The organism is Chroococcidiopsis sp. SAG 2025, from assembly GCF_032860985.1.
GTDB lineage: Bacteria > Cyanobacteriota > Cyanobacteriia > Cyanobacteriales > Chroococcidiopsidaceae > Chroococcidiopsis.
Genome location: NZ_JAOCNC010000001.1, coordinates 2,613,620 through 2,633,586, shown reverse-complemented (window position 1 = coordinate 2,633,586; position 19,967 = coordinate 2,613,620). Strand labels below are relative to the sequence as shown.

At 43.4% G+C, this 19,967-nt stretch carries 28 protein-coding genes and 1 pseudogene; 17 read left to right on the top strand and 12 right to left on the bottom strand.

The features are described from left to right. The first annotated feature begins 391 nt into the window (after positions 1–391). The 4 genes from N4J56_RS12795 to N4J56_RS12780 all read left to right on the top strand — a co-directional run bounded on the left by N4J56_RS12795 (position 392) and on the right by N4J56_RS12780 (position 3,918). Positions 392–2,761 (top strand): VapE domain-containing protein, encoded by a 2,370-nt coding sequence (locus N4J56_RS12795; RefSeq protein ID WP_317106796.1) that lies wholly within the window; start codon positions 392–394, stop codon positions 2,759–2,761. A gap of 338 nt (positions 2,762–3,099) precedes the next feature. Then, positions 3,100–3,366, top strand: coding sequence for a hypothetical protein (locus tag N4J56_RS12790; protein ID WP_317106795.1), 267 nt, complete (start codon positions 3,100–3,102; stop codon positions 3,364–3,366). A 190-nt stretch (positions 3,367–3,556) separates the two neighbouring features. Next, positions 3,557–3,742 (top strand): hypothetical protein, encoded by a 186-nt coding sequence (locus N4J56_RS12785; RefSeq protein ID WP_317106794.1) that lies wholly within the window; start codon positions 3,557–3,559, stop codon positions 3,740–3,742. After that, complete coding sequence (locus tag N4J56_RS12780; RefSeq protein ID WP_317106793.1) at positions 3,724–3,918, top strand: hypothetical protein; 195 nt, start codon at positions 3,724–3,726, stop codon at positions 3,916–3,918. Before N4J56_RS12785 ends, N4J56_RS12780 begins: the two co-directional genes overlap by 19 nt. A 44-nt stretch (positions 3,919–3,962) precedes the next feature. Here the strand turns inward: N4J56_RS12780 and N4J56_RS12775 are convergent, their stop codons facing one another. The 3 genes from N4J56_RS12775 to N4J56_RS12765 form a co-directional block, all read right to left on the bottom strand. Beyond that, a complete protein-coding gene (locus tag N4J56_RS12775; protein WP_317106792.1) occupies positions 3,963–4,310 on the bottom strand; it encodes a hypothetical protein in 348 nt (115 codons plus the stop codon). A 145-nt stretch (positions 4,311–4,455) separates the two neighbouring features. After that, positions 4,456–4,671 (bottom strand): hypothetical protein, encoded by a 216-nt coding sequence (locus N4J56_RS12770; protein WP_317106791.1) that lies wholly within the window; start codon positions 4,669–4,671, stop codon positions 4,456–4,458. 102 nt (positions 4,672–4,773) lie between these two features. Then, positions 4,774–5,163, bottom strand: a complete 390-nt coding sequence (locus N4J56_RS12765) for a response regulator (protein WP_317106790.1) — start codon at positions 5,161–5,163, stop codon at positions 4,774–4,776. Positions 5,164–5,833: 670 nt separating this feature from the next. Between N4J56_RS12765 and N4J56_RS12760 the strand changes: the two genes are divergently transcribed. Genes N4J56_RS12760 through N4J56_RS12725 form a run of 8 tightly spaced genes read left to right on the top strand, consistent with a single transcriptional unit; the run spans position 5,834 to position 11,704 of the window. Continuing rightward, positions 5,834–6,241, top strand: coding sequence for a hypothetical protein (locus N4J56_RS12760; RefSeq protein WP_317106789.1), 408 nt, complete (start codon positions 5,834–5,836; stop codon positions 6,239–6,241). After that, entirely contained in the window at positions 6,216–6,971 is a 756-nt protein-coding gene (locus N4J56_RS12755; protein ID WP_317106788.1) for a hypothetical protein, read from the top strand. Before N4J56_RS12760 ends, N4J56_RS12755 begins: the two co-directional genes overlap by 26 nt. Then, a complete protein-coding gene (locus N4J56_RS12750; protein ID WP_317106787.1) occupies positions 6,961–7,413 on the top strand; it encodes a hypothetical protein in 453 nt (150 codons plus the stop codon). The genes N4J56_RS12755 and N4J56_RS12750 overlap by 11 nt, the downstream gene beginning before the upstream one ends. A 4-nt stretch (positions 7,414–7,417) precedes the next feature. Further along, complete coding sequence (locus N4J56_RS12745) at positions 7,418–8,032, top strand: hypothetical protein (protein WP_317106786.1); 615 nt, start codon at positions 7,418–7,420, stop codon at positions 8,030–8,032. After that, the gene (locus N4J56_RS12740) at positions 8,029–8,343 is read left to right on the top strand and encodes a hypothetical protein (RefSeq protein ID WP_317106785.1); all 315 of its coding nucleotides are present in this window, start codon (positions 8,029–8,031) and stop codon (positions 8,341–8,343) included. Before N4J56_RS12745 ends, N4J56_RS12740 begins: the two co-directional genes overlap by 4 nt. Beyond that, the gene (locus tag N4J56_RS12735; protein ID WP_317106784.1) at positions 8,330–8,743 is read left to right on the top strand and encodes a hypothetical protein; all 414 of its coding nucleotides are present in this window, start codon (positions 8,330–8,332) and stop codon (positions 8,741–8,743) included. Before N4J56_RS12740 ends, N4J56_RS12735 begins: the two co-directional genes overlap by 14 nt. 15 nt (positions 8,744–8,758) lie before the next feature. Beyond that, positions 8,759–9,172 carry a hypothetical protein gene (locus N4J56_RS12730; protein ID WP_317106783.1) on the top strand — a complete coding sequence of 138 codons (414 nt, stop codon included), beginning with the start codon at positions 8,759–8,761 and terminating at the stop codon, positions 9,170–9,172. Positions 9,173–9,178: 6 nt separating this feature from the next. Beyond that, positions 9,179–11,704: a phage tail tape measure protein gene (locus N4J56_RS12725; RefSeq protein WP_317106782.1), complete on the top strand. Its 2,526-nt coding sequence runs from the start codon at positions 9,179–9,181 to the stop codon at positions 11,702–11,704. Here N4J56_RS12725 and N4J56_RS12720 read toward each other — a convergent pair. The 5 genes from N4J56_RS12720 to N4J56_RS12700 form a co-directional block, all read right to left on the bottom strand. Continuing rightward, positions 11,701–12,018: a hypothetical protein gene (locus tag N4J56_RS12720; RefSeq protein WP_317106781.1), complete on the bottom strand. Its 318-nt coding sequence runs from the start codon at positions 12,016–12,018 to the stop codon at positions 11,701–11,703. The genes N4J56_RS12725 and N4J56_RS12720 overlap by 4 nt on opposite strands. Positions 12,019–12,051: 33 nt before the next feature. Further along, on the bottom strand, positions 12,052–12,333 hold the full coding sequence (locus tag N4J56_RS12715; protein WP_317106780.1) for a hypothetical protein: 282 nt from the start codon (positions 12,331–12,333) through the stop codon (positions 12,052–12,054). 227 nt (positions 12,334–12,560) lie between these two features. Then, positions 12,561–12,914 carry a hypothetical protein gene (locus N4J56_RS12710; RefSeq protein WP_317106779.1) on the bottom strand — a complete coding sequence of 118 codons (354 nt, stop codon included), beginning with the start codon at positions 12,912–12,914 and terminating at the stop codon, positions 12,561–12,563. 22 nt (positions 12,915–12,936) lie between these two features. Further along, positions 12,937–13,092, bottom strand: a complete 156-nt coding sequence (locus tag N4J56_RS12705) for a hypothetical protein (RefSeq protein ID WP_317106778.1) — start codon at positions 13,090–13,092, stop codon at positions 12,937–12,939. A gap of 71 nt (positions 13,093–13,163) precedes the next feature. After that, positions 13,164–13,484 carry a hypothetical protein gene (locus N4J56_RS12700; RefSeq protein ID WP_317106777.1) on the bottom strand — a complete coding sequence of 107 codons (321 nt, stop codon included), beginning with the start codon at positions 13,482–13,484 and terminating at the stop codon, positions 13,164–13,166. A 192-nt stretch (positions 13,485–13,676) separates the two neighbouring features. Between N4J56_RS12700 and N4J56_RS12695 the strand changes: the two genes are divergently transcribed. Together N4J56_RS12695 and N4J56_RS12690 are read left to right on the top strand one after the other, a co-directional pair. Beyond that, on the top strand, positions 13,677–13,835 hold the full coding sequence (locus tag N4J56_RS12695; RefSeq protein ID WP_015153239.1) for a ribbon-helix-helix domain-containing protein: 159 nt from the start codon (positions 13,677–13,679) through the stop codon (positions 13,833–13,835). After that, a complete protein-coding gene (locus N4J56_RS12690) occupies positions 13,832–14,743 on the top strand; it encodes a hypothetical protein (protein WP_317106776.1) in 912 nt (303 codons plus the stop codon). The genes N4J56_RS12695 and N4J56_RS12690 overlap by 4 nt, the downstream gene beginning before the upstream one ends. Positions 14,744–15,006: 263 nt before the next feature. Here the strand turns inward: N4J56_RS12690 and N4J56_RS12685 are convergent, their stop codons facing one another. Further along, complete coding sequence (locus N4J56_RS12685; protein WP_317106775.1) at positions 15,007–15,483, bottom strand: hypothetical protein; 477 nt, start codon at positions 15,481–15,483, stop codon at positions 15,007–15,009. On the opposite strand from N4J56_RS12685, the gene N4J56_RS12680 reads away from it, so the two are divergent. Beyond that, positions 15,461–15,715, top strand: coding sequence for a hypothetical protein (locus N4J56_RS12680; protein ID WP_317106774.1), 255 nt, complete (start codon positions 15,461–15,463; stop codon positions 15,713–15,715). The two genes, N4J56_RS12685 and N4J56_RS12680, sit on opposite strands and share 23 nt — an antisense overlap. 85 nt (positions 15,716–15,800) lie before the next feature. Here the strand turns inward: N4J56_RS12680 and N4J56_RS12675 are convergent, their stop codons facing one another. Beyond that, on the bottom strand, positions 15,801–16,655 hold the full coding sequence (locus N4J56_RS12675; protein WP_317106773.1) for an MFS transporter: 855 nt from the start codon (positions 16,653–16,655) through the stop codon (positions 15,801–15,803). Here N4J56_RS12675 and N4J56_RS12670 point away from each other — a divergent pair. Further along, positions 16,635–17,326: pseudogene (locus tag N4J56_RS12670) on the top strand (IS1 family transposase). The gene N4J56_RS12675 and the pseudogene N4J56_RS12670 sit on opposite strands and share 21 nt — an antisense overlap. Before the next feature lie 13 nt (positions 17,327–17,339). On the opposite strand, the gene N4J56_RS12665 reads toward N4J56_RS12670, so the two are convergent. Further along, positions 17,340–17,840 carry an MFS transporter gene (locus tag N4J56_RS12665; RefSeq protein WP_317106772.1) on the bottom strand — a complete coding sequence of 167 codons (501 nt, stop codon included), beginning with the start codon at positions 17,838–17,840 and terminating at the stop codon, positions 17,340–17,342. 244 nt (positions 17,841–18,084) lie between these two features. After that, a complete protein-coding gene (locus N4J56_RS12660) occupies positions 18,085–19,398 on the bottom strand; it encodes an MFS transporter (RefSeq protein WP_317106771.1) in 1,314 nt (437 codons plus the stop codon). 129 nt (positions 19,399–19,527) lie between these two features. On the opposite strand from N4J56_RS12660, the gene N4J56_RS12655 reads away from it, so the two are divergent. Then, complete coding sequence (locus N4J56_RS12655; RefSeq protein ID WP_317106770.1) at positions 19,528–19,917, top strand: hypothetical protein; 390 nt, start codon at positions 19,528–19,530, stop codon at positions 19,915–19,917. Positions 19,918–19,967: the final 50 nt, after the last annotated feature.

Here is a 19,967-nt window from a genome sequence, read left to right as displayed (position 1 = left end):
AAAACGACCACCAGTAAAAAGACTCGAGCAACAATACTCATCCGTTGCTGGGGAATTTATTTATGGAGAAAGAGCGATGGAACTGCTTATGAAGGAGATAAATAAACCCAGAGGGATAAGAGCCTGGGAGTTTCAGCAGAAAGTAAAACGTAAAGTCGAGTGGTTGAAAAAGAACGACCCATATTCTGTGGAGTTTTACTTGGCTAATCCCTACTAACCCCTAAAACAAAGAGAGGGAGTGTTAGTAGCACCCCTCTCCCTTCTGATGATTTTGTTCTCTTGTGTCTTCCTAAAACACAAACACTGCGATAAAGCGATTACCTCAGTGTTTTTAAACGAAAAACCAACCTATTAGCTACGCAACTAACTAATTCACGTAACTACTAAAATTATGACAGACCAACACGCGAACGTCCAACAATCTGACACAAATCCTTACAACTCTTTTGCAGAGCAAGGAACAGAAGTCCCAACTACAGTTCACGATACTATTTATTGGGTGCTTGATTATTTAAAAAGACCACCCCTACCCGAAAATCCCAAGGAGTGTCAGGAGCAACTTAATACACCAGGAGGGAAACAACCCTGTTGGTTAGATTCCACTGGTAAGACTCATACCGTATCTTGGAAACGATACCAAGAAGCGCTACCAGATTATATGGAACTAGAACAATGGTTCAGTCATAGTAAAGGGATTGGGACGCTAGGTGGCTGGAACGGCAAGCACTACATTGGTCACGTAGATTTTGACTACGGTAAAACAGGTTCGCTGTACGCAACTCAAGAGGAGATGTTAGCAGCAATCAACCAGTGGAAAGAAAAATACCCCGTTGTCAAATCCGCTCTATGCTTCAAAACCCCTTCAGGTGGTTATCGGTTCATATTTGCCTTTGAGGAAGCAGCAGATTTTGCACCGTTCGTACTTGACCCCGACTACAAAGGAGAAAAATGCTGTGGGGAATTACTAGCACGAAACGGCGGACATACCTTGCTCCCCCCCACAGTAGGTGTGGATGGTATTCCTTATGAATGGGTGTATTTCGCGCAGTATCCGCCAGTCGTTAAGAATGCAGCATCAGTTGGATTGTACCCCAAAGCAGCTAAATTCAAGCAGGATAACGCGCCCAATCAACAACCTGATAAACCAAAATCTAACAATTGTATAGAAATTCAGTTAGAAGACTGCCTATCAAAAACATCAATAAGTATTCTAAAAGGTAAAAACCCACTGATTGAACAGGACAGAAGCGCGGCACTAGCTAAACTGCTGAACGATGCACAAGGATGGATTAACTTTCTTGAAGAAGAAGGATTTACTTGTGTTGGTAGTTTAGAGCAGTTAGCTGAAGCCGCTTGGAATACTTTCCCAACAATCAAAGGAGACGGGCAGAAGTGGGAAAGAATCCTAAGCACAATCAATCCCGATACAAGACCAGCAGCAGAATTGGTAGGAGGTAGAGAAGCTTGCCTCAGAAAGATAGGCTCGATAGATGACTTACCTACTGGAATATTACCTGTGTGGACAAATGAAAAAGCGCCACAAAGTTTAAGGTTGGATTCTCTTTTTGAAGACTACTACGAAGGTGCTTTACGTTGGAATTTTTACAAACCGGAGTGCTTGGAATTGAAAGGTAAAGCAATAAGCATAAAAGATTTAGAAGTAGAAGCAGCCAGAGTTTTAGGTAGAGATGTAGAGGTTAACAGGCTACGAAGTGCTATCGGTCGAATAATGCAAAATCCAGAACGCTGCATCAATCACCCACAAGAGGAGTTTAAGAAAGCTTATGCGAAGTATCCTGATGCTACTGACTTCATAGAAAAGCTAACAAAAGAAATACTAGGGTTATCTACACCTTTGGAATTAAGATATGTTGAAGTTTTTCTACTAGGTTGGTGTAGAAGAATATTTGAGCCAGGATGCAAGCACGATACAGTGTTTATTCTGATTTCCGAGAAGCAAGGTAGAAGTAAAAGTAGTTTCTTCCAGGAGCTAGCCGGATTTGATTATTTTACAGAGATTCAATCAATACCCAACGACAAAGACGGGCAGATGGTGCTTGCGCGTAATTCAATGATTGAGTTTGGGGAAATCGATTGTATGTTCGGGCAAAAAGCCAATTCGGAAAGGAAGCAATTCCTGACCAAACAAAAAGATTGCTACAGAAAACCTTACGACACTGACATCATCGAATACAAACGTCCTTTAGTTTTTGTCGGGACTACCAACAAAGTAGAAATTCTATCTGATATTACAGGAGATAGAAGATACCACCCCGTCCACATCATGAAGGATATTGACTTGCAGTGGTTGAAAGAAAATAGAGAACTGCTATTAGCTGAAGTTTATAGAAGACATCTAGCAGGAGAAAATAACTACCTTACCAAGGAAGAAGAAGAGTTATCGCAACAAGTAAACTTGCAAGAATTTACAGACAACGGATTATATTATGACCAAGTAGTTGAGTGGATGAACGGTACTGGACACCCAAAATGGAATAATGAACCATTTACTCTCAATGACCTACTGCTACAAATCGGACTCGACAGTAAGTCAGTCACGAAACAAAGTCAGATGGAAGTATCCAAGTCATTAAAAGTTCTAGGCTTCAAGAAAACACCACTGAAGAAGACTTTTAAAGGTAAATACACATTCTGGTGGTACATGCCTAAGCTCGAAAGTCAAGATTGGCTGGAATTCATAAACGATGTCGAACAAAATCCACAACAAAATGGGGGGCGACTTAAACATAAACTAACTTAACCTACCTCACCTACCTCTGTGGGGGTGGTGGGTTACTAGGTAGGTTAAGCTCAAACCCTTACGCTGTAAATATTTCACTACTATTAACCTACCTAACCCACCTTTTTATAGAATTAAAAGTCTTCAATACTACTAGTGGAAATTATTTATCTGTAGCTAAGAATTTCCAAAATAGTTGGTTAAGGTGGGTTAAAGGAGCTAAACCTCTTTCTACATAAGTGTTTGAGACGTTGAAGAGGTGGGTTAAAGGAGGTGGGTTAGTGGGTTAAGGTGGGTTAAAAAGAAGGTAATTCTGTAACAGATGTTGATACAAAATAAGTCAAATTTTAGGAGTAGTTATGAAATCGTACTTTGATTACGTTTACTTGCCTTACTGCATCCAGAAACAGGCTAATGGAAAATTCGTTGTGTTGAATAGGCACTACAAACCACTAGGAACGCTAAGCAGCGATTGGGTAGATTATGCACCGCATGAAGTGAAGCTAAGGCTTAAGGATACGGAATACCTTTATGACGATGGTTGTATCCCTCACAGCAGTAATGCAGCCATGAAGCAGTATCTTGATAAGCTTGCTAGATTGGCGAGGTTTAAGATTAGCTCCTGATGGTAGGTGCATGTAAGGTGGCAGCTGTTTTGCGATTGCGTGCTGAACTTGAAGATTTATTTATATATGTGTTGAGAAATGCTGATACACGGCGTGCAGCAATAATCAGTATAGTGGATGAAATGCATACGCTGGCTTTAAGTCGATTACCTCAGATAAATCCTCCAGCTACTCACCTCAGCATCACCTTATGAAGTCTTACATTGTCTGCGCTGAAGCTGACGGTATCGAACTCTTTTGGACTGGCGGACGTAACGGCTGCTGGACTATAAATGATGCCGATGCCTATCGTTACAAATTAATCTCTAGTGCCTGGGAAGTTTTGCAGCGGGAACACCCTAGTGCGATTACTGTTATGTGGATAACGGAAATATAGGCGATGCCGGACAAGGACATTCGCATTCAATCAATAAGCACCAAAAAAAAAATTCCTACCAACTAGCGCCGCAGTGGGAACGGGTGGTAGGAGAAGCTGATAGGGACAACACGGAAGTCCTATGTTGTCTCAATCGGATTTTTCCATACGGCAACCTATTTTTCTTCAGCCAATAGGTGGAGTTGTTTGTCACAAAGCGTTTTTTAATTGGAATGCCTAACTAGAGATGCTTCCCGACTAGCTTGATTCTTTTTTGCATCATCTGGGCGAAAATGGTAATCGCTTGTAAATATGCAACTCTTGCTTCCGATTGTGTTTCTGCAATCAGATTCATCAAAGCCGGAGAATAATCCTCCTGTTCTATCGCTACTTGGGTGTAGACAAGTGCTTCTTCTGCTTTTTGCTGAATCACCTTCCCGCATTGTTCAATCAGTTGACCGTGTGACAATGCCAATGGGTCGCTACGTTCTTGCAATGTCCTGCCCCATTGCTTTACTTTGAGTCCATTTTCTTGCAACTTCAGGGCTTGTTGCTCCAATGCGTGGGTAGATGTTACAGCTTCAGGCATAGTGCATCGTAATTAGACATAAGTTGGACATAAGTTAGACACGTTCCAGTCTATCGAGTTTATCCTTTGTCCAATTCGTCCAAGAGGATGATGTGTAATGCAGTATATTCATAACTGAAAGAGGATAGCAGGCTAATCCCGCTAGTTACTCCAGCTTTTCTGTTCTAGGGTCAACATTCTGCGGAAACACAAACAGATTCAGTGCGCCAGCTCTACGGGCAAGAAGAATAGCATCCCCTAAGCGATAGCGTGTAATTAGCATCCACCTACCGTAGTACCCGTAAACATCAACTGGAGTTGTGACATTCTCTTCAGTAGGGAGCGGCGTTTGCCAACGTGAATTTATCACAGCAACAAGCATTGATAATTCCTCCTGCTGAAGGTTTAGCTAATAATGAGTTTTCACGCCTCTATCTATCGGTGCTTAGAGCGGTCGCGCTTAGATAATATAAAGACCGCGACCTTAGGAAAGATAGCGTTTAATCACTGTTTCCAGAAATTCAATATCGTAGGGTTTTGCCACGAAGTCAATACAACCTGCTGATAAATACTGTCCTTTCTCTTCTTCTGCAACCATAGCAGTAACAGCAACGATGGGAATATCCTTTGTTCGAGAATCTTGCTTGAGACGCTGAGCCACTTCTAAACCACTTATGTCAGGTAACACTATATCCAACAAAATCAAGTCTGGTTGGTGTTGCTGTGTCATAGCTATTGCAGTCCGACCATCAGTAGCGGTGATGAATGGAAAGCCTATTATCTCCAAAACCTGGATAATCAATTCTAAGTTGTCCGCACCATCCTCAACTGCCAAAATTAATCCCCGTTGAGAATTGTCAACCTGACTCTCCACGACAGACGAACCCTCCTAACATTTATAGCTGCTAAGCTCTATCTTAGGTGATACGTCTTATGGCATACACTCTATATTACTTAAAAACTGTTACATTATACTTTCCGTAGCAAAAATTAACTCACTGTGGTGCATATAGGTGCAATACCTGAACCGACACCATAAAGTTTGTATCTGGGGAGTTTCGTCGAGTCTGTGTTTGATGAGCTAGTCAAAGCAAAGCCTCCTGCATCATGGGCAAGAGGCTAGCAGTAAAGATTTATCTACTTTCTAATTATGTATCGTGAATAACAATTATAAGCAAGCCTACGACAAAATCTTAATAGAAACCCTTGTCTGCCTCTCGAATATATTTGTGATATTTACTCTACTCGATTTGAAATCGGACTGCGGCAGACTAGCTAGTCAAGAATGCTAGAATAGTCATATATATATGTAAAATCTTATATTAAACTTCAGGTATCCTAAAAACCTGGCAACCTTCTTCTTCCAATCCTTCTCGTACGTTCAACAAGGTAAGCAGTTCTCCACCATCTCCAAGGGCTGCTTTTTTCTTTGTGTTCTCATACTTATTCAATTTTATGCATATGCTTGTTTTTGCATATGAAATATTATGCATATGGACGTTAGAATAGATACATAAGTTGGAAAAGAAGCACAGATTTCGGGTATGGAAGTACAAGAAAGCCAACTAGATGCAAAACACCTTATAGCAGCTCAAATGTATGCTCTAGGGCATTCTAACTTGGAAATAGGGAATGAATTAGGCTACTCGCAAGAAACAATCAGAAAGTGGGCAATTGGTAAAGAGTTTAAAGCTGAAGTTAGGCGGATTAGAGAGCGGTCGGTAGAAGAAACAGTAGGTGTACTTACTTCAGTTGGTAAGAAATCGGCACACATTTTGCTGGAGATGTTGAACCGTGACAACCTTAGCGATAGAGAAAAGTTAACAGCTATCAAGTTGGGGTTGGAGTTCCTGTTTAAAGGCTTTGACACCTTTAATGTCGTTGTAGAAATAGCTGAGTTGAAAGAGATGCTGCGGAGGGCGACAGATGGCAACGCTAGCACAGATATCTAAACTCAGACAGCAAGTAGAAGTTATTGAGAAGGCAACTAATAAGAACAGACCTTGGAAGTGGAAATCAGTACCTGTAAGTGAAGAAGAACGTATTATGCGGCTGAATTACATCAATGAAGTGTTGAGGCAGAAGTACGCAGACGAAAAGTTACTGGCTACAAACATTATGGAAAACGACCCTGATGTAGACGTGCGCGTGATTCAGGACTTTCTAGACGGACGGGAACTCAGCATTAATAAACTCTCTACAATTACTTTGAATGATATCCCTGCTGAGGATATATTCCCAGATGATGCACCCATTAAATGGACACCAGAACAGGAGAAGAAGAACCAAGAGTTTAGACGTTTGTTAGATGACAGAAATGCAGAAATCGAAGCTAAAAGACTAGAAAAGAATCCACGGTACAAAAATCAGCTTCCCTTTTTACCGTCCCCCAAATTCCCTTTTCCTAGCAATAGATTTCTGATTAACCTTAGTCACCTTGACGAAAGAAACGACTCTGCTACAAAAAATGATTTGGTAAATGGAAGAGGTTATGGTTGGTGTGAAGCACAAAGGCAGGCAGATAAACGATATTACAAATTGGACGAAGAAAAAACAACGACACCTGTGGCTATACCTCTAGAGACGGTAAACAATTGTCATCCCGACAAAAGTGTACCGAGACCAACAAAAGATACACTAGACGACTTTGAAGCATGGCTTGGAGAAGACAATGAAGATTGAAATACCACCACTACAACTAACACCACCAGTTACACGCGGTTACGTGAGCGATATCGTAGCTAATCAACAACTACGACAACAGGAATATGATAGTTGGCAACTCTCCATCACTTCTAAATACGAGGTGGCTGAGGGGTGTCGTCCAGCAACTATCTTTGATGCCCTGATTGGGCGTATTGATGACCCTTGTTTGGTGTTGATGAATAAGGGCAGAAAGGTCAAGTTGGTTCAGCTTGATGGTGTCAAACAACTCAAGACCGATGGTTGGTGTATTGTTATCTGCGAGTTCAACAAACGCAATAAGGAGAACATCGACAAGTGCTTGAAAGATGGATTCCCAGTACGACCTTCAAGGGAAGAAGCCTTAAAGGAATATGAGGCAATGAAGGCAAACTACCACAACAACCTTTTTATAAACCCAGCTAGATTTATTTGGAGATAAAGAGATGGATGCACAAGAGAAGGAATTACTAAAAGAAATGTTAGGTGAGCTACGAGTCCAGCGCCATCGCAAGGACTTGGATAAGTTTGAGAAGTACCCACGGCTTCTGCGTCAACTTGAATTGGCTTTGCTGATTCCCTCAGAAGAGGTGCGTCGCAAGCGGTTAGAACTACTGATGACTGATTTGCGTGAGGATATGGCTGAGCAGATTAAGGCTAGCTTCTTGGATGACTTTAACGACTTCCAAGCGTTTTTGGCTGAAGGAAGGTATCAAACCTACAACGATGTACCTGAAGAAGTGAGATGGAAAGTGCAATCGTATGAGTCGCTTCTGAATGAAGAAATAGAACTTGATGTAGCTGCACGTTATGCTAAGAGGCTTGAAGAAGCTAAACAGAAAGATGAGGCATTGGTGTTAAGTCATGGTCGTGTGGGAATGAGTAAAAAACCCACGCCTAACTACAGCCAAGTTGAAAAAGAAATGCTGGAAACCGAGTATTCTCTTAAAGCTGCCCCCTCATTCAGACAAAAACTGCTTGCGGAAGAAAAACGTTTGATGCAGGAATACCAACGCACCCATCGTATTCAAACTAATCCACTAACCAAGGTGAAGAAGTGATGCAATCGATGGACTACGGTTTCATTACCGATGTGGATAAACGTCAGTTCCTCCATAAGGCTGTGAAGGAAAGTTTAATGCAGCGCCGCATACAACTACTCAAACAACTGTCTGTGGCATACAACCCACACCACATCAAAGAGCTGGAAGATATAACAACTTTCATCAATAGCTTAGACAAGTACATTTATACGGAAGATGCCTTTACTACTCATACCTTAGAGGGTGTCACGTACAGGGGTGTGTCGTTACAGCAGTTCTATGGCAAACAGTTAAACAAAAACAGTGAGGTGAATTATGTTAGCAGATAGAAAAGTTGATGGAACTTTAGATAAAGAGCTGGTGTTGCGTCCTGAAACAGCGGGGACTGTGGCTGCTACTTTTCCAGAACCAGGTAAATTTCTGCCAGTGCGGAAGTCAATTAGCTTCCAGGTGGTGATTGCTCAGCGAAATACCGTTGCTAACTTTTCAGCAGGTGTGAACTACTGGAGATTTCACATTGAAGTAGCTACCACTGAAAACGGTACGTATACTCCTGTAGCATCTTGGACACCAACGTCAGGCACACCAGCTAAGACCCGCTTGATTGTCCAAAGTGCCTACGTGACAAACATTATGCCACTAGCTGCTTACGTACGTGTCAGAGCTGAAAGATTTGGGGCTGCTGACCCTGTGGACTACTACGCTTTCGTTGCCAAACCTTTAGTTTAAGGAGTTAAAAACATCATGACACCACAAGAAGAAATATATCAGAAGTATCTAGCAGAGTTAGAGCTACAAAGACAGCGCGATGAAGCAGAAGCTAACCATCAAGCCTATTTAGCGAAGACCAGACCTTATGAAACTTATCAAACTATACTCCGAATCTTCGCCAGCAATGACCGCTGTAACCCCCGTCAGACGTGCATATCTAGAATTGGTGAAGTATCTTGCTATCACCCAGAGACCAAAGAGTTTGCAGTATTCCACAGAGGTGAGTGGGAAAAGCGCAAAGAACAAGGTTGGAAAGCTATAACCAACGAACTCAATTTTGCTATTTACAGATTTAGCATTCCAGAGTCAGAACAGTATCAACTAACTGATGCCGACATCCCAGTCTACCCATACCCCGAACCACCTCACAGATACGGATTTAGATAAGTACAAATGCCTAAGATAGCTAGTGTTGCAATAGATGTCAAGTTAAATCTAGACCCTGCCAAACGTCAGATAACGGACTTCGGACATAGTGGTGGGAGGATAGCTGGGGGTAAGTTCGAGCAGGGCTTTACCCAACACATGAAGAGCGCGCAGAGCCGTATGAGTTCTGTGGCTAATTCCGTGTTTGCAGGTGTGGCTGCCGGAATGACTACAGCACTAGTTTCTGCTGCCGCTAGTGCGACACAGGCAATAGGACAAGTCGGAGCCAGTATCCTTAAGGTTGGTGCAGACGCAGAGAAATCTCAGGTTTTTTTCACAACATTTCTTGGTTCGGCATCTAAAGCAGGTGCTGTGTTAAAGGATATAACCAAGTTTGCTGCCGAGACACCTTTTGAATTACCAGAGGTTCAGAATGCGGCTAAACAATTGCTAGCTTTTGGTTTCAATGCCGAACAACTAAAGCCCACACTCACAGCCATAGGTAATATTGCAGCAGGAACGGGTACTAACTTTAGCGAATTGGCTGAGATTATAGGTAAGGCTAAAACACAGGGTAGGTTATACGCGGAAGACATCAATCAGTTAACAGGGCGTGGTATCCCCATTATTCAAGCATTAGCCAAGCAGTATGGTGTTGCAGAGTCGGAAGTTAAGAAGTTAGTCGAACAAGGCAAGGTAGGCTTCCCACAACTGGAAAAAGCATTGGTCTCCATGTCTTCAGAAGGCGGACGCTTTGAAGGACTCATGGCTAAACTCGCGCAAACCACTGGTGGTAAGTTCACTAACTTGAGCGATAGAATCACGCAATCATACACCAAGATATTCGAGAACATCCAACCAGCTATCAACGCAGCCTTGGACGTAGCTGCATCATTTTTCGATGGACTGCAAGTAGATTTCAAATCAGTTAACGATTTAGCCAAGACGTTTGCTGGATGGCTTGTAGAACACAAAGATGAAGCTAAAGCTGTAGCCCAAGCAATCGGCAATTTCATCACCAACTCCCTCAAAACAGTCAATTCCTTAGCGCAGGACTTTAGTAGTTACCTTGAAAGAAACCCAGCGATACTAAAAGTTATCGGTAGTGCTGTGAATTTGATTGGCAAAGGTTTTCAGCTTTGGGGTTCGGTGTTGAGCGAGGCGTTAACAGCCGTAAAAAGCATAGCTGAGGTGTTTGGAAAGATTATAACTTTCTTAGACACAGCCATTCAGAAAGCTAAACAATTTACATCTAACTTTGCCAATGGTTGGGGTGAAATCTGGGGCGGTTCTGGTGGTGCTGTAGCTGCTGGAAGTTATCACATTGCTGACCCTTACGACCCTAATGTGACTTCACATGCTGATGCATCACCACACCACGACTATCAGAGAACCAGCCGAGGCATTACTAGAGATTTGACTATTAGCCGTGGTGGTAAAACTAACGTAGCTGTACCATCGCCTATCACGGGCAGAATCAAGTTTGCTGGAAGTAAAGGGGATTACGGTAACGCGGTTGTTTTAGAGACATCTGACGGACAAGAAATCATTCTGGGACATTTTGCCAGTGTTGCAGTAAAAGCTGGGCAGACTGTAAGTCGAGGGCAATCATTAGGGATTCAAGGGAACACTGGCAACTCTAGAGGCGTTCATATCCACATTGAAGCACCTACTAACGTCTTAGATGCTTACTACGAGTCATTGCGTTCGGGTAAGTGGGGACTTGGTGGAGCTGGTGGTGCAAAGAATCCTGAACTAGTTAAGTTGTTAGGACTGGATAATCTGAGAGCTGGAAATCAATTTACACAGCAGTATAATGCCGCTCGTGATGCAAATTCAGCCTCTGCACTACAAAACTGGTTGGGTGGAATTCGACAGCACAACTCATTCATGTCAGGCTATACCTCAGCCGCACAAGCTAACTATAAGTCTCCCTACGATGCCATCAACACCGCTGCTGATTGGAGTCAAAAACGTGCTGCTGGATTAGTCCGTTTAAATGAGTTACTACAAGAAAACTACAATAAGGCACATGCACTTGAGATTCAACTCAAAGATGGACTTGGTTCAGCCTTCACAGATGCCATTAGAAGCGCCATAACGGGAACTAAATCGCTAGGTGAAGTAGGGCTTGATATGCTCGGTAACATCGCTTCTAGACTCGCAGACTTGGCGCTAAATAGCATTCTCGGTAGCGCTAGTGGTGGTACTGGGATAATGGGGTCGCTGTTTGGTGGATTATTTGGTGGACGTACTCCCACTTTTGGTATCAGTCCTGTGTCGCTCCCCATTCCTCACTTTGCCACTGGTGGAACCATGCAACATGATGGTTTAGCGTTTCTCCACCAAGGTGAGCAGGTATTGACACCAGGGCAGCAGAGAGGGGTACGAGAGGTGGTAATTAATGCGCCTATAACTATTACCAATAATGGTGAAGGAGCGATGTCAGAAGCACAGGCAAATAGGTTACAGGCGCAGGCATCAGAATCATTCAGAAGAATTGTTGAAGCTGAACTTATCCGTCAGCGTCGTCCAGGGGGGTTATTGGGCTAGAAATTATTAACGTTCTTGCCAGCAATAATTTCTTTCCTGAACCACTTACAACCATCGGGTTCAAATTCCCTTAGATATATGTAAACAAGGTATGTCACCTTAAGTTGCGTGTCAGTATTACCTGAAGCTTTTATTTTGCTCCAGAAAGCTTTAGAGTTCTTTGTCTTGGCTACTTCTGCTAACTCTTCTACTACCTTTCTATGAGTTGCTATTGCAAGGTCTAAGGCTGCTTTATGTGGGAATAAGTCAGCAGTGAGAAGGGGATTGTCAAAAATTAGTTTGAAAGCTTGTCTGTTTATTTGTTTGCCTAACATTAGTTTATTTCCTTTTTGTGTGTTGTAGACTGTTTACCGTTCAAGTTGATTCTCAAGACGTAAGAGTTGTATAGCCACCTCAGCAACGCGATTACCCCACTCCATATCCTTACGTGAAAGCAGGTAACTAGCAGCTTCGTGTATTCTGAGTGCCGTCTCTGTTCCCCACCTGTCATCGGACTCGTTTAACAGCTTGATAAATAGCTTAGGGTCGCGTCTAGTTATGGATTCTACGTACTTCATCAGCCACAGCTTTTGTTCTCGGGTGAACTTGTAGCTTTTGATGATTGAAGCTTGAAGTTTGGAGCTTAGCATTTGGATACACCCCTTCAGTACAGACAGATGGAGATATAGATATAGCGAGTGTTGTCAAGGCTGTAAGTGTTTTCATATTCACTCTGCAAATTTATTCAAAATCTCTAGTCTCAAAAGTCATGGAAATCATGTTATTCTCCAATTATCTAGTTGATGTTTAAGCTGCTTCCGTTGTGTCGGCTGCTCTTGGGTGTGTGAGACTCAAGAGCAGCTTTTGATTTATGCGTCTAGTTAACTTTCTGCTTAGCTTCTGCCTCCATTTCTAGGTGTACTTTTAGACTTGTTTCCAAGCGCTTCAACTGCATCACGATTTTGCTTAACGCAAGTATGGCTGAATCGTATTCAGTGTTGATATTCTTCTCGATACAATCAAGCTCTGTCTGCATGTGTTCATTTTCGTAACTGTGTGCAGCGTAACGGTGAGCAGCCTCACACAACACCGTGGAAATGCTCCAAGCAGGGTCAAATATTCTGTCTTCGAGTTCACTCATAACTTCGATGATTCCTTCTCTAGCAGCGAGGATTTCTCGTATTTCAAACGCTAGAGGAGCATTAGTTTGAGTTCTATCTACCTGTGTCATTGTTCTGTGTCCTTGTTTTTTACTAACTGTTTGTTTGTTTGACTAGGTAATCGCTCACTGCCCATCGCACGACTTCTGCAAATGAGACTCCTTGAGCGTCTGCTATCGCCTCAATCCCTTCCACATCAGGGAGCGAAAACGATATGTTTCTCTGTAATGTTCTGGCTTTACCCCGCATGGCAATTACTCAATCGATGTTGAAAGATGAGTTATAACATTGACAAAACCATTTTGGTGAAACGCATCGTATCAGAAAGGTGACTCTTGGGCTTCCCAGAAGTTAACGATGGTATAGTCCTGTGGTGGAAACACCAAATAGACCACCTGAGCAGCCTCTAGCAACGCCTTACAGGTATTTAGGGACTGGCAAAGGCAATCTACATAGTGCATTCGGTTATTGTCGTTAGAAAGCACCACTAGGATGAGATGCAGCCCTACTTCTGTGTCGCTTGGGTCAACGCTGAGATAGGTGATTTCATCTGCAATTTGGAAGCTGTCTTCTACTTCTGGTTCGTAGCCGTATTCGATGGCAGGTGCGCCAAACGCATCAATCGTTTGTAGTGGTAACATGATGGTAATCCTCTTTTTTGGGGTGTTAAGGGCGGTTGCTTTCTTTTCCAGGGAGTGCATCCGCTCTTTGCTTTACTCTTCTAATATAACTCAAGTGATTAAAAGTAGCAACACTTTTAAGTAAATTTATGCAAAGTGTTGTATTTGTGTTAAATTAGAAGTATAGTAAAGTAAATTGAGGTTTACTTAAGTATGGCAGTGGCAACAGATAAAAGCAGGGTGACAATATATATTCCCGACCACCTAAAGCAATATTTAGAGGCGTGGGCTAAAGAGGATGGTAGGAGTGTAAGCAATCTAGTTGAGCGATTGTTAACGCAAGCTGTGAAGGAAAAGGAAGGTGCGAAATGATTACCACAATTACAGCAATAGAGCCTGAATTTGGCACAGTTGAGTGGATTACTTTCAAGATGCAACGCGCAGAATCGGATTTACGTGAAGTAGCGATATTCCTGTGGAGAGAGTCAGTAGCGCTTGACATCAGCTTTCATAAAGTCATCAAGCAGTATCGCCAACAGGGTGCTGTAATTCCTTGCTCCGACAGAACACTAACTCGCTATCTAGAATCGCTCCCAGAATACCAACAACGCCAGGAGCAGAAACGTCTAAATCCCAGCGCAGGGGCATTGCGCCAACGCAAGCACGAAGAGAAAAAGCGTCAGATTTGTCACGATGTCAAAAATGACGCAGAACTGACCCTTGAAGCTGAAGTAGTTGAAGTTGCTGATACCCAGGCAGTTGAGGAGGTAGAAGCGTGGGAAGATGACTTACTTTGGTACGGGGAAGTCGAGCAACGTAATGAGGTGTTGCCAGCAGGGGGTACAGAAGCACCGGACGGCTCAATCTCGGTAACAGTCAACATTCCACTATCGTTAGCGAAAATTATGAGTCTCTGCATGGAACACAGTGGAAATAAAGAAGCCTATAACTACTGGAAAAACGAAGATTTAGGCGGGTTTTTAGTTTCATCCGTAATGACCTTAGTAGATTCTGAAGCAGACGTATTGTTTAACCCTCTCTGCTGCGCGTTAAATCCCCAAGACTACTTTACCTACGAGGAAATGGTTGAATTAGGGATTGAAAGTTATTGGAATGACGGGGAGAAGTACAAGGAGGATGAATTAGAAAGCCAATACGAGCAGCAAGAACAGTCTGACGAAGTTATAGAAAGTAACGATGAGTTGTCAAAGGAACCACAAGAAGAGGCACCCATGAATGGGGTTGAACTTCGTAAGGAGCTACCAACGCCGATTTGGTAAAGACAGAGTACAAGACCAATACGTTATCCACCGCTGCCGGAAGACCAAACCAGAAGGGTATTTAGCAACCTGTATACTGAAAGACTTCGGTATCAAGGTGGAAATAGTAGGCAAAACCAAAAAAGGCAATCTATATCGTCTAGTTGACGATGCTAGTTAACACTCCAACTCGCGACACCCCTAACTACTGCCCTCCATTTTCAAGTCGGTGGGCTTTTTCATGTCTAGTGAGTATGTTTCTATCTGTTGTCTCAAGGTTTGATTTAAGTTTTGTGTCGTTTCCTGAGTCGAAGCATACTCAATAATTCATACTCAAAGCTACAGATATTGGTGTCAGGTCGTAATTTTAGCCCCGTCATCTGACAAAAACTCCGCGCTAATAAATCTGCTTGGTTGAAACCGCGATCCCTTAACTTGGTTGCGTGCAGTGGAATTGGAATGACAATTGGCTGGCTTGAAGTCGATGGAAGATTTAACCAAGCATCAGCCAGCCAGAACCCTAATGGTTGAGCGATTTGAGATTTTTGCTCGTACTTTAGAGCTGCGATCGCCCGTTTGAGCGCTCCGCCATAGATTCCCCAAGCAAATACTGGTATTTCTGTTGTAGAACGGACATGGCGATCGCTCAGTTGACAACGTTGTAGTTGTCTAGTGCAATCAATACAGAATACCTTCCCAGCCGGACGCTGGCATAAAGGGCATTTTGACTTGAGAAATATGCTAATTACATCAGTCCACATGAGGGCGCAGGAAGTCGGGAGCAGGGAGTCGGGAGTCGTAGGGGCGGGTTTAGCCAAAGATTCACCGCTTACGGCAAGAGATTTTCGTTCAAAACCCGCCCGTACAGGGGAGTCGGGAGTCGTACGGGCGGGTTTAGTGAAAGATCCCGCAGATGAGGCAATATATCTTGGTTCAAACCCGCCCGTACAAGAGTTGGGGAGAAGAGAGAATCGCAAAGCGATCGGGAGCTGAGGGAACAGAGAAGCAGAGGAGCAAGCAGGGAGAGCAATTCTAGCCACCAACCACTAGCCACTAGTTACTCTCTACTGATAACTGTTTACTGATAACTGACAACTGTTCGCTGTTGCAACAAACGATGCAGATATTGCAAAATGCCAATCGTGAATACTGTACTCGCAGCTAAAAACAACCAATATCTATCTGCCATTTGGGGCGATCGATCTAATACCCAAGTTCCTAAAGGAGGACCGATGATGTAGCCGAGCGAACCACAGAGGGAGTTGAGCGCGAAATAAACGCTGCGTTGCGAGGGAGGAGCTAAGCTGTTGACGATCGATACCGCAGCAGGAGTTAGGGATACAGCAGCGATCGCAAAAATTTCTGTTGCTAAGATCGCCCAACCGAGGCGAACCGATGGAGCAATACCTGTTACCCAAATGACAACAAAACCTAATGCCCACATCAAGGTAGAAAAGATCATCGCATGAGGGGGACTCCAGCGCTTCAAGGCGCGAGTAATTGGCAATTGACAAACAATCGCCAAAAGAACGTGCCAACCAAACAGGATGCTAATTGTGGTGACTGAAAATCCTTGCTCGATCGCACTATCTGCGACGGCGAAGTTTTTCCAGTATAGGGGTAGTACGGCTTGAAATTGCGAGGCATATACGACCGCCATAGTATTGGCGATCGCGTAGACCAAAAGACAGCGATCGCTCAATGCTGCTGCCCAATTGCCTTCGAGCGGAGAACTCGATTTCTGTGGTTGGTAAGTTTCTGAAACTTTTGTGTAGATCAGCATGAAGAAAACAACAAATCCTATAGCGTTGCACAAAAACAACGCTCTATATGCACCTGTTAAACCGACTATCTCCCCACCTAGAAGAATTCCGGCATTGCATAATAGAGGTATGAATTGAGGTAAGTTGCGATGCAATGTCCAGAGTGCCAATCAACTCATATTCGGAAGAATGGCATCAAGCGAGGTAAACAGAACCACATTTGTGTTGATTGTGGGCGACAATTCATTGAACACTATGAAACATGCAGAGGTTACAGCGATGAAGTCAAACGGGAATGCTTGAAAATGTATGTGAATGGCATCGGTTTTCGAGGAATTGAACGAGTTAAAGGTGTTCATCATACGACAATCATTCACTGGCTCAAGCAAGTAGGTAACAATCTGCCTGATGCTGATGCCCCAGAAACAGTCCCCCAAGTCGGTGAACTAGATGAACTAGAAACCTTCGTCGGTGCAAAAAAAACAAAATCTGGCTGTGGACAGCAGTAGATCACTTCACTTCAGGGATTTTAGGTTGGGCGTTGGGCGACCATAGTGCTGAAACCTTTGCCCCGCTATGGGCGATCGTTGCCCAATGGCGGTGCTACTTTTATGTTACGGATGGTTGGAGTGTTTATCCAGGTTTTATTCCAGACGGCGATCAAATTGTCAGTAAGACTTATATGACCAGAGTTGAGTCCGAAAATACAAGACTGAGGCACTATCTGGCTCGGCTGCATCGAAAGACACTGTGCTACTCCAAATCAGAAGAAATGCTGAAATATTCAATTCGATTGTTACTGCACTATCTCAAATTCTGGAATGTTCCAGTTCCTCAATAGTTCATATCTCTATTCAGCAACGCCGAAGAATTCCTACACCTAAACCTACATAGTCCATGACTCGCATCACGGCAAAAGTATCTTGGCATTGTGAGGGAGAAATTAAATCGGTGATGACAGTATCAATCGTGGGCCAGTACAAACCCTGTCCAAACCCCAACAGTAAGTTGCCGATAACTAAGAGCGCAAAGCTATTGGTTGCTGCTAAGATGGCTGCGGCGATCGCGCTTAACGTGGCGGAAAGCAATAGAGTCCGACGGCGACCGCATACGGACGAATCACATAAAGAACTTGCTACCAAACGACCTAATATGCCTGCCACTGATGCGCCTCCTAAAGCTAAACCAACACTAGTGGCAAAAAATTCTAACTGATTGACGAAAAATATGGTTGTATAAAATAAGGTAAAACCAATACCTAGTTGGGAAATACAACGACCGATTCCCAGTATCCAAACTTGTGAATTAAGCTGTGGCAACCAGGAAATTAATTGATACTTAACTATAAACTTCATTTCTGACGAAAAACAGCAAAGCTGCGGACAGGTAAACAAATACCTACCGATCTAGGCATGAAAAATTTTTGCATTTGTCTTTCACAAATACATCAATCGGCTGCGATCGCAGCCTCTTCAAGACTTAGCTGGAAGGCAATTAATTTTATTCTTCCAAATTAACTTTTGCCTTGCGTATTTCCCCTGATTGTAATTATCTGTTATCAGTAAAGAGTGACTAGTGACTGGTGGCTAGTGGCTAGAATTACTCCCCCCCTCTCCCTTGTCTCCCTTGTCCTCCTTGTCCCCTCCCTGCTCCCTGCTCCCTGCTCCCTAATAAGCGACGTAAATACTGTAAAATTCCCACGACGATCGCCACGCTAAGGGCTGAACCTAACCAAAAACTATCGGCGATCGCGGCTGACTGGTCTAATGCCCAACCGCCTAAGGGCGGTCCGATGAAATACCCGCCTGCCCAGCATAGAGAGTTGATGGAAAAGTAGATACCAATTTGAGCTGGAGGTGCGAGGTCGGTAATTAATGCGGAAGCAGAGGGAGTATAAGCAACAGTGGCGATCGCCAGTAGACTTAAAGCTAAAATTGCCCAAGCGATTTGACCAGTAGCAACTGTTCCTGTTATCCAAATACAGAAAAAGCCTAAAGTCCACATCAAAGCAGAGATTGTTAAAGCTTGGGGATGAGTAAAACGTTTTAAAGCGCGTGCCACAGGTAACTGAGTCACGATCGCCATAGCCATATGCCAGCCGAATAAAACGCTGATTGTGGTTTCAGTAAATCCTTGACCTCTACTCCCAGCTGGAACAAAATTTTTCAGATAAAGGGGTAGGGTGCTGTGTAGCTGGGCGATGTAAGTTGTAAAAATAATATTGACAATTGCAAATACTAATAAGCTGCGATCGCTCAAGGCTATTTGCCAACTCCCAGGCGCAAACGCTCCAGTTTGATTCTCCTGCGGTCGAGTTTCGGCGATCGCAAAATAGACAACGGCTAAGAAAATTAGAAACGATAACCCATCTAAAATAAATAGCGCTCGATAAGCTCCTGTCGTCCCAATCAAAACGCCACCAAATACAATTCCCATCCCTAGACCGAGATTGTCGGCTAAGCGAGTCACGGCGTAAGCTTCGCGGCGTTGGTCGGTGGATGTTACATCGGCAACAACAGCTTCAGTTGCGGGCCAATACAAGCCTTGTCCCAGTCCCAGTAGTAAGTTGCCGATAACTAAAGTGGTGAAATCTGGAGTAATGGCGAGGACAAAACAGGCGATCGCCGCGATCGCTGCTGATAGTAAGAGAGTGCGACGACGACCCCAAAACTGCGAATCTGAAAATGCTCCCCCCAAAATTCGTCCCACAACTCCAGATATAGAAGCACTACCTAGCGCCCAACCGACAGCAGTGGCAGATAAGCCGACTTGGTTGACGAAAAAGATTGGAGCGTAAAACAAGGTAAACCCCGTACCTACATTTGATAGGAAGCGACCGCTTGCCAAAATCCAAACTTGAGAGTTCAGCGACGGCAACAGAAACGAAAAGTTATTTTTCTGAAAAAAATTCATTGAAGCTTTAAGTATTGATACGTCATACGAAAGTAAATTTTGTAACAGCTTGGGAATTATAAATACAGAAGATTCATAGTTGTCTACTCGCAGCACCAATTCAGGTTACTTACTATTAGCGTCATATCTATGCAGAGACTTTTTGTATTACTAGGAGTAGTAATTGTATTTGCACTCATATTCGGATTCATGTTTGCTTATTATCGTTCTCAACAATCTCGCCGCCGACTCAGGTGGGTGCAGCCAAGAAAGCATGGCAAAAGCAAAACCACCCCATTTTCATCGCCTCGTCACCAAAAACCATATGATAGCGAAGGAACTGGAGATAGCGATAGTGCCATTAGGGTAGAACAGGTTTCCCGCCCGCTACAAAAAAAACTCTTGCTACTGTTACATGGCGATCGTCAAGCCGCAAATAGACTCCTCAGTGCAGCGAAAGAGTGCAATCCTGGCAGAACTGTTCAGTGGTATGCCGAGAAAGTTTTGTTCGATTTGCAACGCGATTATGGCAAATATTAAATAAGTCAAAAGTTAAAAGTTAAAAGTTGGAAGTTAATACTATACCCTCC